This window comes from Pseudomonas sp. 2995-3 (assembly GCF_002742565.1).
Taxonomy (GTDB): Bacteria; Pseudomonadota; Gammaproteobacteria; order Pseudomonadales; family Pseudomonadaceae; genus Aquipseudomonas; species Aquipseudomonas edaphica.
This window is the reverse complement of record NZ_LJSB01000176.1, coordinates 57,662-71,529: the sequence shown is the minus strand read 5'-3', so window position 1 is coordinate 71,529 and position 13,868 is coordinate 57,662. Positions and strand designations below refer to the sequence as shown.

The following is a 13,868-nucleotide window of genomic DNA, read 5'->3' as shown; positions in this document are numbered from 1 at the left end:
CATGTCCGTGCATACCATGGAAACCCTGGCGCTGTTTGACAGCGCGCCCTACCAGAACGCCTTCAGCGCCCGGGTGATTGCCGTCAGTGAACAAGGCATTGCCCTGGAACACACGCTGTTCTACCCCACCGGCGGTGGGCAACCGGGCGACACCGGGCACCTGACCCTGGCCGACGGCACGCGGGTCAACGTGACCGGCACCGTGCGCGACCCGGTGTTGCGCTCGATCATCTGGCACCAGGTTGAACACTGCCCCGAGCAATTGGCGGCGGGCGTGCAGGTGGATGCCGGCCTGGATTGGGAACGGCGCTACCAGCACATGAAGATGCACACCTGCCTGCACCTGCTGTGCTCGATCATTGATGCGCCCGTCACCGGCTGCAGCATCAGCGCAGACAAAGGCCGCCTGGATTTCGATTTACCGGAAATGACCCTCGACAAGGACAGCATCACCCGCGACCTTAATGCCTTGATCGAACAAGCCCATGCCGTGAAGACCCTGTCGATGCCCGCCTCGGAATACTCGACCCTGCTGCAGATCACCCGCACCCAGGCGGTGGCGCCACCGGTCATCCAGGGCTCGGTGCGGGTAATAGAAATCGCCGGGATCGATATCCAGCCGTGCGGTGGCACCCACGTGATCAATACCGAAGAAATCGGCCGGGTGTTCTGCGAAAAAATCGAGAAGAAGAGCAAGCATAACCGCCGGGTGATCCTGCGGTTTGAGGGATAAAGTACGCGAGTCGGCCAAGCGTGGGCGCTGGAGACCCACGCTTGCCGAAGTGAAGCCAAGCCTTACTGCTTCGCCTCATCAAGGTGCTTTTTCAACACTTGAACCTGTTCCTCAAGCAATGAAATTTGTGTGCTGTAGTAGGACTTCATCTCAGCAATACCCGCTTCGATATTAGCGTTGTCCACCCTGAATTGATCAGCGGTGGGCAGTGCCTGCGTGGGTGACTCGTTGGTCGGATCTGCCGGCTCATCGCTGGTGGTCATAATGGACTTATCCGCTGGCGCCGTTGGCGCCTGGGTTTCAGGTTTGGTCATCGTCTTGACGTGCTCAGTCATACTTTTAAGCTCCTTGCCCAACGCTTCAAAGGCCTCTTTCATCTGCTGCATGAGCTCGCCGATATCATCGCGCAACTGCGTATTTAGCTTGAGCGCCTCCTCAAGCTCTTGATCCTGGGCAACTTCAGTTGTCCGAGCGTCTTGAACAACCTGCTTAACCGACTCTTGAGGTGTTTGAGGCAGCTCTACGGGGGCCTCGTCGGTGTCTTTGCATGGAGCACTCAGTTGCTCACGCAGTTCGACAATATCGTTTTTAAGATTGACGATTTTCTCCTGGCACTCGGTGATAAACGCCTTGAAGTCGATCAGGAGCTGGTTATTTTTACCCAACAACTCCAGGGTCTCAGCCTGTGGGCCGACCTTATGCAATTGCGGCTGGTTAACGAGGGTGTTGTGGCTCGAAAACTGACCGCGTTGCTCTGCCGTCACGGGCGGCCGAGGAGCCGCAGCATCGCCCTGTGTGTCGACACCCGTTGAGGTATCGACCATGTTTTTCTGACGAAGGGGCTGCGAATGTTGCGACGCCTCGTGGCCCGTTGGGTAGTTCGTTTGTGGCCGGGTATTTACGCTATTCATAGGGTGCTTTCTCAAATCCAGACAGTGCTGAGTTGTGGGTTGGCAGAGACTTGCTGCGGCAAGTGATCTGACCCATTGATTGGCATTTATCTGAAAGCGGTTCCCGGGATACAGGATGTGTGGGTAGCTAATTATGTCGACAGTAAAATCAGTCTTTTCCTGAATGTTGATCAAAGCAGGCAAAACCGGTGCTCAAGCCGCAGTTCGTACAGGAAACTGACAGCAAATTTATGTGCTTGTAACATTCAGAAACGTACAATCCCGCCAGCAACGTCTCGTTGCCCCTGACTCACGAAAACAGCGCCCGTCCTCCTCGGTGGGTCATTCGTGCAGCAGCTAAGCTCACTCCCACCACGCCCCTGAACCTGAACGCTGCAGGACTGAATGCCTATGAACAAAGTGTTCCGCGATTACCTGCCGGCATCCACCCTGCGCTTGCTGCCCAACCGCTGGGACCTGGTCGCGCTGCCGCTGGTGATCGGCTTTCTGCTGTTTTTCTCCCTTACCGCGCGGGAAACCTGGGCGCCCATCGCCACGTTGCAAAGTGAAGTCATCTCCCTCGACCCGGCCAACCTGCCGGAATACGCGATGCGCACCACGATGCGCATGCTCGCGGCCATGGTCGCGGCGCTGGTTTTTACCCTGCTGTACGGCACCCTGGCCGCCAAAAGCCGACGTGCTGAAAAGCTGCTGGTGCCGGTGCTCGATATCCTGCAATCGGTGCCAGTGCTCGGCTACATCTCATTCACGGTGACGTTCTTCCTGCTGCTGTTCCCTGGGCGCGTGCTCGGCGCCGAACTCGCGGCGATCTTTGCGATCTTCACCAGCCAGGCCTGGAACATGACGTTCAGCTTCTATCAGTCGCTGCGCATGCTGCCCCACGATTTGGTAGAGGTGTCGACCAACCTGCGGCTTTCCGGCTGGCAGAAATTCTGGAAGCTCGATGTGCCGTTCGCCATGCCGGGGCTGGTGTGGAACATGATGATGAGCATGTCCGGCGGCTGGTTCTTCGTGGTTGCCTCCGAAGCCATCACCGTCGGCGACAAGACCATTACCCTGCCGGGCGTAGGTTCGTACCTGGCCTTGGCGATCGCCCAGAAAGACCTGCACGCCGTCGGTTACGTGATTTTGGCGATGATTGTGGTGATCCTGCTGTACGACCAGTTGCTGTTCCGCCCGTTGGTGGCCTGGGCTGACAAGTTCCGCATGGAAACCACCGCGTCCCAGGGCGCTGCGCCACAATCCTGGCTGCTGAACCTGATCCAGCGCACGCGCATCGTGCAACGCAGTCTGCGCCCTATTACCCGCACCTTCAGCCGGATCGGCAACAAACGCTTCAGCCTGGCGGGCGGTGCGCTCAAGGCGTTGCCGGCAGAAACACCGGCGGCGTCAAAAGTGATCGACTGGGTGTGGGGCACGTTGATTGCGTTGCTGGCCGCGTATGCGCTGTACCACATCGTGCAATACGTCGGCACCGAAGTGACCTTCGCCGAAGTCGGCCACGTGTTTGTACTGGGCCTGATCACCTTGCTACGCGTGGCCGGGCTGATTCTGATCGCCTCGCTGATCTGGGTGCCTTTAGGCGTAATGATCGGCTTGCGCCCTGCACTGGCGGAAAAAATCCAGCCGCTGGCACAGTTTCTCGCGGCTTTCCCGGCGAACCTGCTGTTCCCGGTGTTTGTGATCGTGATCCTGCACTACAACCTCAACCCGGATATCTGGCTGAGCCCGCTGATCGTGCTGGGCACCCAGTGGTACATCCTGTTCAACGTGATTGCCGGCGCCAGTGCCTTCCCCAATGACTTCAAGGAAGCCGCCGCCAACTTCCGCATCCGTGGCTGGCTGTGGTGGCGCAAGGTGATGCTGCCGGGGATCTTCCCCTATTACGTCACCGGCGCCATTACCGCCTCGGGCGGTGCCTGGAACGCCAGCATCGTGTCCGAGTACGTGTCCTGGGGCCAGGACAATGTGGTCGCCCATGGGCTGGGCGCCTACATCGCGCAAACCACCGCGGCCGGCGACTTCCCGAAAATTGCCCTGGGCGTGGTGGTGATGTCGATCTTCGTGGTGGCGTTCAACCGCGCAGTCTGGCGGCCGATGTACGCCATCGCTGAAAACAAACTTCGTCTGAATTGATGGGATTCGCCGTGATGACTACCTACACCGAAAACACTGCCGATACCCCGCAAATCTACTCGCTGAAAAACGTCAACCGGGTGTTCGGCAAAGGTAAAGACGAGCTGCAAGTGCTCAGCGGCGTCGACCTGAGCCTGCACGAGGGTGAGATCGTCGGCATGCTTGGCCGTTCCGGCTCGGGTAAATCCACCTTGCTGCGCATCATCGCCGGGCTGATCCAGCCATCATCCGGCGAAGTTCGCTACAACGGCGCGCCGCTCAACGGCCCGGCCGAAGGTGTGGCCATGGTGTTCCAGACCTTTGCCCTGTTCCCCTGGCTTACCGTGCTGGAAAACGTCGAAGCCGGCCTGCAAGCCTTGCAAGTCGAGCGCAAGGAAACCCGCCGGCGCGCCTTGGCCGCCATCGACTTGATCGGCCTCGACGGGTTTGAAAACGCTTACCCGCGCGAACTCTCCGGCGGCATGCGCCAGCGCGTGGGGTTTGCCCGTGGCCTGGTGGTCAACCCGACGCTGTTGCTGATGGACGAGCCCTTCTCAGCCCTTGACGTGCTCACCGCCGAGACGTTGCGCACTGACTTGCTCGACCTGTGGAGCGGCAAACAGCTGCCGATCAAGTCGATCCTGATCGTGACCCACAACATCGAAGAAGCGGTGCTGATGTGCGACCGTATTCTGGTGCTGTCATCCAACCCCGGCCGCGTGGTCGCCGAGATCAAGGTGCCGTTCGCGCACCCGCGCAACCGCCTGGACCCGACGTTCCGGCAAATGGTCGACGACATCTACGCACTGATGACCGACCGACGCAGCGCCGATGCCAGCCGTGGCATACCCGAGCTGAAAATGGGCAGCCTGCTGCCGGAGGTATCCACCAACCTGATGGCCGGCCTGATCGAAACCCTGGCCGCCGAGCCTTACAACGGCCACGCCGGCTTGCCGACCGTGGCCGAACGGCGCTTGCTGGAAGTCGATGACCTGTTCCCGGTGGCCGAGATGCTCGAGCATTTGGGTTTCGCTGAACTCAAGGGCGCGGACATCACCCTCACCGACGCCGGCAAGCTGTTCGCCGACTACGGCACGCAAGAGCGCAAAACCCTGTTCGCCGAGCACTTGATCAAACACGTGCCTCTGGCCGCGCGGATTCATCAGGTATTGCTTGAACGCAGCGGGCACCGTGCGCCACGGGTGCGTTTTGAGCAGGAGCTGGAAGACTCGATGACCGAAGCCTTTGTGGAGAAAACCCTGGAAAGCGTGGTGGCGTGGGGGCGTTATGCGGAGATTTTCTGCTATGACGACCATACCGAGACATTCAGCCTGGATGATGTGGAAGGCAGTATGTAATGGACCAAGTGGGAGCGGGCTTTTTGTGGGAGCTGGCTTTTGTGGGAGCTGGCTTGCCTGCGATGCAGGCGACTCGGTGTTTCTGAAGTACCGAGGTGATGCTATCGCAGGCAAGCCAGCTCCCACACAAGCTAGCTCCCCAGTTAGCTTTTTGGTGTTTGTCAGATCACAAACAGGTCCACAAACCGATTCACCGGCGTAGCCTCAAGCCGCGCCTGATCCTTGCACAACGCAAAAATCTCGCCACTGCGCTGCGCGGTAAACCGCGTGGCCAGGTTGGCTTTGAACTTGTCCTCCAGCAATGGAATGCCATCCACCCGACGGCGGCGATGCCCAATCGGGTACTCCACCGCGACCTGCTCAGTGTGGGTACCGTCCTTGAAAAACACCTGCACGGCATTGGCGATAGAGCGCTTGTCGGCCTCCAGGTATTCCCGGCTGTAGCGCAAGTCCTCAACGACCTCCATCTTTTCGCGCAGCTCATCGATGATCGGGTGCGCCGCGTGGAATTCATCCTCGTACTGCTCGGCCACCAGATTGCCGAACGCCAACGGCACCGCAGTCATGTACTGCAGGCAGTGGTCGCGGTCGGCGGCGTTAGCCAGCTTCCCGACTTTGGAAATGATGCGAATCGCCGACTCGTGGGTGGTGATCACAATGCGTTCGATTTCATGCAGACGATCCTTGACCAACGGGTGCAAGGTCACCGCCGCTTCACAGGCTGTTTGCGCGTGAAACTCGGCCGGGAAGCTGATTTTGAACAGCACGTTTTCCATCACATAGGTGCCATAAGGCTGGGACAGGCTGAACGCGCGCTTGTCCTCAGGCTTGAGCGCCAGGTCTTTATTGGTGTGGCTGAACAGCACGTCATAAAAACCCCATTGCGGCGCGCTCAGCACACCGGGGATGCCCATCTCGCCGCGCAGCGCGATATCCGCCAGGCGTACGCCACGGCTCGATGCATCCCCGGCCGCCCAGGATTTGCGCGAGCCGGCATTCGGCGCATGGCGATAGGTGCGCAGCGCCTGTCCATCGACAAACGCGTGGGACAACGCCGACAGCAGCTGTTCACGTTTGGCGCCCATCAGCTTGGCGGTGACCGCCGTGGAGGCGACTTTCACCAGTAACACATGGTCGAGGCCGACGCGGTTGAAGGAATTTTCCAGGGCAATCACGCCCTGGATTTCGTGGGCCATGATCATCGCTTCCAGCACCGCACGCACGGTCAGTGGCGCATCGCCGCTGGCCACGCGTTTTTGCGACAGGTGATCGGCCACGGCGAGGATGCCGCCGAGGTTATCCGAAGGGTGGCCCCATTCGGCGGCGAGCCAAGTGTCGTTGTAGTCGAGCCAGCGCACGATGCAGCCGATGTCCCAGGCGGCTTTGACCGGGTCCAGACGCAATGAAGTGCCCGGCACACGCGCGCCGAACGGCACGACGGTGCCTTCCACCAGCGGCCCCAGGTGCTTGGTGCACTCGGGGAAGCGCAGGGCCAGCAGGCCGCAACCGAGGGTGTCCATCAGGCAATTGCGTGCAGTGTCCAACGCGTCGCGGGAATCGATGCGGTAATTGAGGACGTAGTCGGCAATGTCCTGCAGGACCTGGTCGTAGTCGGGGCGGTTATTCTGGTCGACGTTGACGCTCATGGCAGTACTCCAAAGTGGGTTGGGGTTAGTCCTCGGGCTTACGGTTATTGGAAAGCAGATCTTGGGTGTCTGCCTTGAAATAGAGAATCACCTGTGGGAGCCGGGCTTGCCCGCGATGGCATCACCTCGGTTCATCTGAAACACAGAGGTGATGCCATCGCAGGCAAGCCAGCTCCCACACAAGCCAGCTCCCGCAAGGGTTAGAACGCGTCGCCGGGCACGCGCACGAAGCCTTCCATCAACACCCGTGCGCTGCGGCTCATGATGGCTTTTTTCACCACCCATTCGCCGTTCACCTGGGTGGCTTCGGCACCGACGCGCAAGGTGCCGGACGGGTGCCCGAACCGCACCGCGTTGCGCTCGACACCACCGGCCGCGAGGTTGACCAGGGTGCCGGAAATCGCCGCCGCCGTGCCAATCGCCACCGCCGCCGTGCCCATCATCGCGTGGTGCAACTTGCCCATGGACAGTGCGCGCACCAGCAAATCCACATCACCGGCCTTGATTGCCTTGCCACTGGAGGCCACGTAATCCAAAGGTTTGGCCACAAACGCGACCTTCGGCGTGTGCTGGCGCTGGGCGGCTTCGTCCAAGTGTTTGATCAGGCCCATGCGCAACGCGCCATAGGCCCGCACGGTCTCGAACATTGCCAGGGCCTTCGGGTCGCTGTTGATCGCGCCTTGCAGCTCGGTGCCGGTGTAGCCGAGGTCTTGGGCGTTGATGAAAATCGTCGGGATACCGGCGTTGATCAGCGTCGCCTTGAAGGTGCCGACACCCGGTACTTCCAGGTCGTCGATCAGGTTGCCGGTGGGAAACATCGAGCCACCGCCGCCCTCTTCTTCCGCTGCCGGGTCCATGAACTCCAGCTGCACTTCGGCAGCCGGGAAGGTCACGCCGTCGAGCTCAAAGTCGCCGGTTTCCTGCACCGCGCCGTCGGTGATCGGCACGTGAGCGATGATGGTCTTGCCGATATTGGCCTGCCACACCCGCACCACCGCCACACCGTTATGCGGCACGCGGGCCGGGTCAACCAGGCCGGCGCTGATGGCAAACGAACCCACCGCCGCCGACAGGTTGCCGCAGTTGCCGCTCCAGTCGACAAACGGCTTGTCGATGGAGACCTGGCCAAACAGGTAATCCACGTCGTGATCGGCCCGGGTACTTTTGGCTAGGATCACGGTTTTGCTGGTGCTGGAGGTTGCACCGCCCATGCCGTCGATCTGCTTGTCGTAGGGGTCGGGGCTGCCGATGACCCGCAACAGCAAGGCGTCACGGGCGGCACCCGGCACCTGCGCCGACTCGGGCAGGTCCTTGAGGCTGAAAAACACGCCCTTGCTGGTGCCGCCACGCATGTAGGTGGCGGGGATCTTGATTTGCGCTGCGTGTGCCATGGTTATCCCCTTAAGCCGTCGCCGCCGATTCCAGGAAGTCCTGGGCAAACCGTTGCAACACGCCGCCCGCCTCGTAGATCGACACTTCTTCGGCGGTGTCCAGGCGGCACGTCACCGGCACTTCGACACGTTCGCCATTCTTGCGGTTGATCACCAGCGTCAGTTGCGCACGCGGGGTGCGTTGGCCGACCACGTCATAGGTTTCGCTGCCGTCAATCTTCAGTGTGTGGCGGTCGGTGCCCGGCAAAAATTCCAGCGGCAACACGCCCATGCCTACCAGGTTGGTGCGGTGGATGCGCTCAAACCCTTCGGCGGCAATCGCCTCCACACCGGCCAGGCGCACGCCCTTGGCCGCCCAGTCGCGGGACGAGCCCTGGCCGTAGTCGGCGCCGGCAATGATGATCAGCGGCTGCTTGCGCTCCATGTAGGTTTCGATGGCTTCCCACATTCGCGTGACCTGGCCTTCGGGCTCGATACGCGCCAGGGAACCCTGCTTGACCTTGCCGTTTTCCACGACCATTTCGTTGAACAGCTTCGGGTTGGCGAAGGTTGCGCGCTGCGCGGTCAAGTGGTCGCCGCGATGGGTCGCGTAAGAGTTGAAGTCGACTTCCGGCAGGCCCATTTTCGCCAGGTATTCGCCGGCGGCGCTGTCGAGCATGATCGCGTTGGACGGCGACAGGTGGTCGGTGGTGATGTTGTCCGGCAGTACCGCCAGCGGGCGCATGCCCTTGAGCGACCGCGCACCCGCCAACGCACCTTCCCAGTAGGGCGGGCGGCGGATGTAGGTGCTTTGCGGGCGCCAGTCGTACAGCGGCGCGACTTTGGGGCCGGTGTCTTCGTGGATCGCGAACATCGGGATGTAGACGGCGCGGAACTGCTCCGGTTTGACCGACGCCTTGACCACAGCGTCGATTTCTTCGTCGCTTGGCCAGATGTCTTTCAGGCGGATTTCCTTGCCGTCGGCATCCAGGCCCAGCACATCCTTTTCGATGTCGAAGCGGATGGTACCGGCAATCGCATAGGCCACCACCAACGGCGGCGAAGCCAGGAACGCTTGCTTGGCATACGGGTGAATACGCCCGTCGAAGTTGCGGTTACCCGACAGCACGGCAGTGGCGTACAGGTCGCGGTCGATGATTTCTTGCTGGATCACCGGGTCGAGTGCGCCGGACATGCCATTGCAAGTGGTGCAGGCAAAGGCCACCACGCCGAAGCCGAGTTTTTCCAGCTCATGGCCAAGGCCGGCTTCTTCCAGGTACATGGCCACGGTTTTCGAGCCCGGCGCCAGCGAGGATTTGACCCACGGTTTGCGCGTCAGCCCCAGCTGGTTGGCATTACGTGCCAGCAAGCCTGCGGCAATCACGTTGCGCGGGTTGCTGGTGTTGGTGCAACTGGTAATGGCGGCGATGATCACCGCGCCGTCGGGCATTTGCCCCGGCACTTCATCCCACTGACCGGAGATGCCTTGGGACGCCAGATCGCTGGTGGCAACACGCGCATGCGGGTTGCTCGGGCCGGCCATGTTGCGCACGACACTGGACAGGTCGAAGGTCAATCCACGCTCGTATTGCGCGCCCTTGAGGTCATCGGCCCACAGGCCGGTGTGGCGGGCGTATTGCTCGACCAACGTGACTTGTTCGTCTTCGCGGCCAGTGAGTTTCAGGTAGGCGATGGTTTGCTGGTCGATGTAGAACATCGCGGCGGTAGCGCCGTATTCCGGGGCCATGTTGGAGATGGTCGCGCGGTCGCCCAGTGTGAGTGCCGAAGCACCCTCGCCGAAGAACTCCAGCCACGCACCCACGACTTTCTGTTTACGCAGGAACTCGGTCAGCGCCAGCACCATGTCGGTGGCGGTGATGCCCGGTTGCAGCTTGCCCGTCAGCTCCACGCCGACACTTTCCGGCAGGCGCATCCACGAGGCGCGCCCCAGCATCACGCTCTCGGCTTCAAGGCCACCGACGCCGATGGCGATCACGCCCAGGGCATCCACGTGCGGGGTGTGGCTGTCGGTGCCGACGCAGGTATCGGGGAAGGCCACACCGTCACGCACCTGAATCACCGGGGACATTTTCTCCAGGTTGATCTGGTGCATGATGCCGTTGCCCGGCGGGATCACGTCGACGTTCTTGAAGGCCTTTTTGGTCCACTCGATAAAGTGAAAACGGTCTTCGTTGCGACGGTCTTCGATGGCGCGGTTTTTCTCGAATGCGTCCGGGTCAAAACCACCGGCTTCCACGGCCAGGGAGTGGTCGACGATCAGTTGGGTCGGCACCACCGGGTTGACCTGCGCCGGGTCACCGCCTTGCAGGGCGATCGCATCGCGCAGGCCGGCAAGATCCACCAACGCGGTCTGGCCGAGGATGTCATGGCACACCACACGTGCCGGGAACCAAGGGAAGTCGAGGTCGCGTTTGCGTTCGATCAGTTGGCTCAGGGAAGCGTTGAGGGTGGCCGGGTCGCAGCGGCGTACCAGGTTTTCGGCGAGCACGCGCGAGGTGTACGGCAAGGTGGCATAGGCGCCGGGCGTGATTGCCTCGACAGCCGCGCGGGCGTCGAAGAAATCCAGGCGGCTGCCGGGCAGCGGTTTGCGAAATTCAGTGTTCATCGTCAGGACTCGGTCACGGTAGGTTCACAAGGCGAACTGTCGACACTGGCCTGGCTCTCTGTGGGAGCTGGCTTGCCTGCGATGGCATCACTGCGGTGTGACAGGCACACCAGGATGATGCGATCGCAGGCAAGCCAGCTCCCACAGAAAAGCACATTGGCCAATGTGCCGGGTTCAGCCCACTCAGCGACGTTCGATTGGCACGAACTTGCGCTGCTCAACGCCGATGTACTCGGCACTTGGACGGATGATGCGGTTGTTGGCGCGCTGCTCGAACACATGCGCAGCCCAGCCGGTCAGCCGTGAGCACACGAAGATCGGCGTGAACAGCTTGGTCGGGATGCCCATGAAGTGGTACGCCGAGGCATGGTAGAAGTCAGCATTGGGGAACAGCTTTTTCTGTTCCCACATGGTCTTGTCGATGGCTTCGGAGACCGGGAACAACACTTTGTCGCCGACCTCATCCGCGAGTTGTTTCGCCCAGCCCTTGATCACTTCATTACGCGGGTCGCTGTCTTTGTAGATCGCGTGGCCAAAGCCCATGATCTTGTCTTTGCGCGCCAGCATGCCGAGGGTGCCTTCGACGGCTTCTTCGGCCGAACCGAAACGCTCGATCATCTCCATCGCGGCTTCGTTGGCGCCGCCATGCAACGGACCGCGCAGCGAGCCGATGGCGGCAGTCACGCAGGAATACAGGTCGGACAGGGTTGAAGCGCACACGCGGGCGGTGAAGGTCGAGGCGTTGAATTCGTGCTCGGCGTAGAGGATCAGCGACACGTTCATGACTTTTTCATGCAACGCGCTGGGCTTCTTGCCATGCAGCAGGTGCAGGAAGTGGCCGCCGATGCTTGGCTCGTCGGTCACGCAGTCAATCTTCTTGCCGTCGTGGCTGAAGCGATACCAGTAGCACATGATTGCCGGGAAAGCGGCGAGCAGGCGGTCGGTGACATCGTGCTGCGCGCTGAAGTCTTTCTCGGGTTCGATATTGCCCAGGAACGAGCAACCGGTGCGCATCACGTCCATCGGGTGGGCGTCGGCAGGAATGCGTTCCAGCACTTCTTTAAGCGCTTGCGGCAGGTCGCGCAGTTTGCTGAGTTTGGCGCTGTAAGCGGCCAATTCGGTTTTGCTCGGCAACTCGCCGTAGAGCAGCAGGTAGGCGACCTCTTCAAATTGCGCATCGGCGGCCAGTTCACGCACGTCATAACCGCGATAGGTCAAGCCGGCACCGGCCTGGCCGACGGTGGACAGTGCAGTCTGCCCGGCCACCTGGCCACGCAGGCCGGCACCACTCAGTACTTTTGCTTCAGCCATGGTTCTTCTCCAATTTTGTAGTTATTCAGGGAGGCGCGTTCGTTACTTTTTCGCGGCGAACAGCGCGTCGAGCTTCTGCTCGAAGGTGTGGTAGTCGATGCGATCGTAAAGCTCCATGCGGGTTTGCATGGTGTCGATGACGTTCTGTTGCGTACCGTCGCGACGAATCGCGGTGTAGACGTTCTCGGCGGCCTTGTTCATGGCGCGGAAAGCCGAGAGCGGGTACAGCACGATGGAAACATCGGCAGATTTCAGTTGATCGACTGTGTAGAGAGGGGTTGCACCGAACTCGGTGATGTTGGCCAGGATCGGAGCTTTAACCTTTGACGCGAAGAGCTTGTACATCTCCAGCTCAGTGATGGCTTCCGGGAACACCATGTCGGCACCGGCTTCGATGCAGGCGGCGGCACGCTCCAGGGCCGACTCCAAACCTTCAACCGCCAGCGCGTCGGTGCGCGCCATGATCACGAAGCTGTCATCGGTGCGCGCGTCTACGGCGGCCTTGATGCGGTCGACCATTTCCTGCTGGGACACGATTTCTTTGTTCGGGCGATGCCCGCAACGCTTGGCGCCGACCTGGTCTTCGATATGGATGGCGGCGGCGCCGAACTTGATCATCGACTTGACGGTGCGCGCCACGTTAAAGGCCGAGGAGCCGAAACCGGTGTCGACGTCGACCAGCAACGGCAGGTCGCACACGTCGGTGATGCGGCGTACGTCGGTGAGTACGTCGTCCAGGCCGGTGATGCCCAAGTCCGGCACGCCCAGGGAGCCGGCAGCTACGCCGCCGCCTGACAGATAAATCGCCTTGAAACCGGCACGCTTGGCCAGCAGCGCGTGGTTGGCATTGATTGCGCCAACCACCTGCAAGGGCTGTTCGCTGGCAACGGCGTCACGAAAACGCTGGCCTGGAGTGGTTTTATTGTTGGAACTCATGACTCACCTCGTGATGAAGGAGCGCCGTCCGGGAAATGACGGGCAATATTGCGTTTGGAAGCGCCGATATGGCGGCGCATCAACAACTCGGCCAGTTCACCGTCGCGATCGGCAATCGCGTCAAGAATGCGGTGATGCTCGGCAAAAGCCTGGCGTGGACGATTCGGGGTGGCGGAGAACTGGATGCGGTACATGCGCACCAATTGGTACAGCTCGCCGCAGAGCATTTGGGTAAGGGTGCGGTTACCGGCGCCTTGAATTATCCGGTAATGAAAATCGAAGTCGCCCTCCTGCTGGTAGTAGCCCAGGCCCGCCTGGAACGCTTCGTCGCGCTCATGGGTGTGCAACACCTGGCGCAGCTCTTCGATTTCGGCGTCGGTCATGCGCTCGGCGGCCAGGCGACAGGCCATGCCTTCCAGGGACTCGCGGATTTCATACAGTTCGATCAGCTCGGCATGGCTCAAGGACACCACTCTTGCGCCCACATGAGGCACACGCACCAGCAGGCGCTGGCCTTCGAGGCGGTGGATAGCCTCACGCAACGGGCCACGGCTGATGCCATAGGTGCGCGCCAGTTCCGGTTCGGAGATCTTGCTGCCGGGAGCGATTTCACCCTTGACGATGGCGGCCTGGATACGCCGGAAGACGTTCTCTGACATGGTCTGGGAATCGTCTTGCGACACCACCGGCGTTTCCAGCTGATCCAGCATATTGTCGACACCTTTAAAAGCAATGTCGCAAAAACTAGCCAATCAAGCCTTATTAGTCAAAGAATAAATCAACATTGTCGACAATCGTCTAATAACCCTTGACGCACCTTCGCTGGGCATGGCCGCCTGCCAGCGCTGGCGCCAGAAAAGCA

10 protein-coding genes are annotated in these 13,868 nt (G+C 60.8%); 3 read left to right on the top strand and 7 right to left on the bottom strand.

Translation table 11 applies throughout. The features are described from left to right. The first annotated feature begins 1 nt into the window (after position 1). Positions 2 to 733, top strand: a complete 732-nt coding sequence (locus AOA62_RS12395; protein WP_099548796.1) for an alanyl-tRNA editing protein — start codon at positions 2 to 4, stop codon at positions 731 to 733. Positions 734 to 795: 62 nt separating this feature from the next. On the opposite strand, the gene AOA62_RS12390 is transcribed toward AOA62_RS12395, so the two are convergent. Further along, positions 796 to 1,827 carry a hypothetical protein gene (locus AOA62_RS12390; protein ID WP_143521822.1) on the bottom strand — a complete coding sequence of 344 codons (1,032 nt, stop codon included), beginning with the start codon at positions 1,825 to 1,827 and terminating at the stop codon, positions 796 to 798. Positions 1,828 to 2,034: 207 nt separating this feature from the next. Between AOA62_RS12390 and AOA62_RS12385 the strand changes: the two genes are divergently transcribed. Further along, positions 2,035 to 3,780: an ABC transporter permease subunit gene (locus AOA62_RS12385; RefSeq protein ID WP_099548794.1), complete on the top strand. Its 1,746-nt coding sequence runs from the start codon at positions 2,035 to 2,037 to the stop codon at positions 3,778 to 3,780. A gap of 14 nt (positions 3,781 to 3,794) precedes the next feature. After that, the gene (locus tag AOA62_RS12380) at positions 3,795 to 5,117 is read left to right on the top strand and encodes an AAA-associated domain-containing protein (protein ID WP_099548793.1); all 1,323 of its coding nucleotides are present in this window, start codon (positions 3,795 to 3,797) and stop codon (positions 5,115 to 5,117) included. Positions 5,118 to 5,278: 161 nt separating this feature from the next. Here AOA62_RS12380 and prpD read toward each other — a convergent pair whose 3' ends face one another. The 6 genes from prpD to AOA62_RS12350 form a co-directional block, all read right to left on the bottom strand. Beyond that, positions 5,279 to 6,763 carry a 2-methylcitrate dehydratase gene (gene prpD / locus AOA62_RS12375; protein ID WP_099548792.1) on the bottom strand — a complete coding sequence of 495 codons (1,485 nt, stop codon included), beginning with the start codon at positions 6,761 to 6,763 and terminating at the stop codon, positions 5,279 to 5,281. 200 nt (positions 6,764 to 6,963) lie between these two features. Then, the gene (prpF, locus tag AOA62_RS12370; RefSeq protein ID WP_017134745.1) at positions 6,964 to 8,154 is read right to left on the bottom strand and encodes a 2-methylaconitate cis-trans isomerase PrpF; all 1,191 of its coding nucleotides are present in this window, start codon (positions 8,152 to 8,154) and stop codon (positions 6,964 to 6,966) included. 10 nt (positions 8,155 to 8,164) lie between these two features. Beyond that, the gene (gene acnD, locus AOA62_RS12365; protein WP_099548791.1) at positions 8,165 to 10,759 is read right to left on the bottom strand and encodes a Fe/S-dependent 2-methylisocitrate dehydratase AcnD; all 2,595 of its coding nucleotides are present in this window, start codon (positions 10,757 to 10,759) and stop codon (positions 8,165 to 8,167) included. 183 nt (positions 10,760 to 10,942) lie between these two features. Further along, the gene (gene prpC / locus AOA62_RS12360) at positions 10,943 to 12,070 is read right to left on the bottom strand and encodes a 2-methylcitrate synthase (protein WP_099548790.1); all 1,128 of its coding nucleotides are present in this window, start codon (positions 12,068 to 12,070) and stop codon (positions 10,943 to 10,945) included. A 42-nt stretch (positions 12,071 to 12,112) separates the two neighbouring features. Beyond that, a complete protein-coding gene (gene prpB / locus AOA62_RS12355) occupies positions 12,113 to 13,006 on the bottom strand; it encodes a methylisocitrate lyase (protein WP_017134742.1) in 894 nt (297 codons plus the stop codon). Then, entirely contained in the window at positions 13,003 to 13,716 is a 714-nt protein-coding gene (locus tag AOA62_RS12350; protein WP_017134741.1) for a GntR family transcriptional regulator, read from the bottom strand. The genes prpB and AOA62_RS12350 overlap by 4 nt, the downstream gene beginning before the upstream one ends. Between the last annotated feature and the right edge of the window lie 152 nt (positions 13,717 to 13,868).

Bases quoted from the DNA above. Each gene is read 5' to 3' on its own strand.
- AOA62_RS12395 (WP_099548796.1), top strand. From the start codon at position 2: ATGTCCGTGCATACCATGGAAACCCTGGCGCTGTTTGACAGCGCGCCC.
- AOA62_RS12385 (WP_099548794.1), top strand. From the start codon at position 2,035: ATGAACAAAGTGTTCCGCGATTACCTGCCGGCATCCACCCTGCGCTTG.
- AOA62_RS12380 (WP_099548793.1), top strand. From the start codon at position 3,795: ATGACTACCTACACCGAAAACACTGCCGATACCCCGCAAATCTACTCG.
- prpD (WP_099548792.1), bottom strand. From the start codon at position 6,763: ATGAGCGTCAACGTCGACCAGAATAACCGCCCCGACTACGACCAGGTC.
- prpF (WP_017134745.1), bottom strand. From the start codon at position 8,154: ATGGCACACGCAGCGCAAATCAAGATCCCCGCCACCTACATGCGTGGC.
- acnD (WP_099548791.1), bottom strand. From the start codon at position 10,759: ATGAACACTGAATTTCGCAAACCGCTGCCCGGCAGCCGCCTGGATTTC.
- prpC (WP_099548790.1), bottom strand. From the start codon at position 12,070: ATGGCTGAAGCAAAAGTACTGAGTGGTGCCGGCCTGCGTGGCCAGGTG.
- prpB (WP_017134742.1), bottom strand. From the start codon at position 13,006: ATGAGTTCCAACAATAAAACCACTCCAGGCCAGCGTTTTCGTGACGCC.
- AOA62_RS12350 (WP_017134741.1), bottom strand. From the start codon at position 13,716: ATGCTGGATCAGCTGGAAACGCCGGTGGTGTCGCAAGACGATTCCCAG.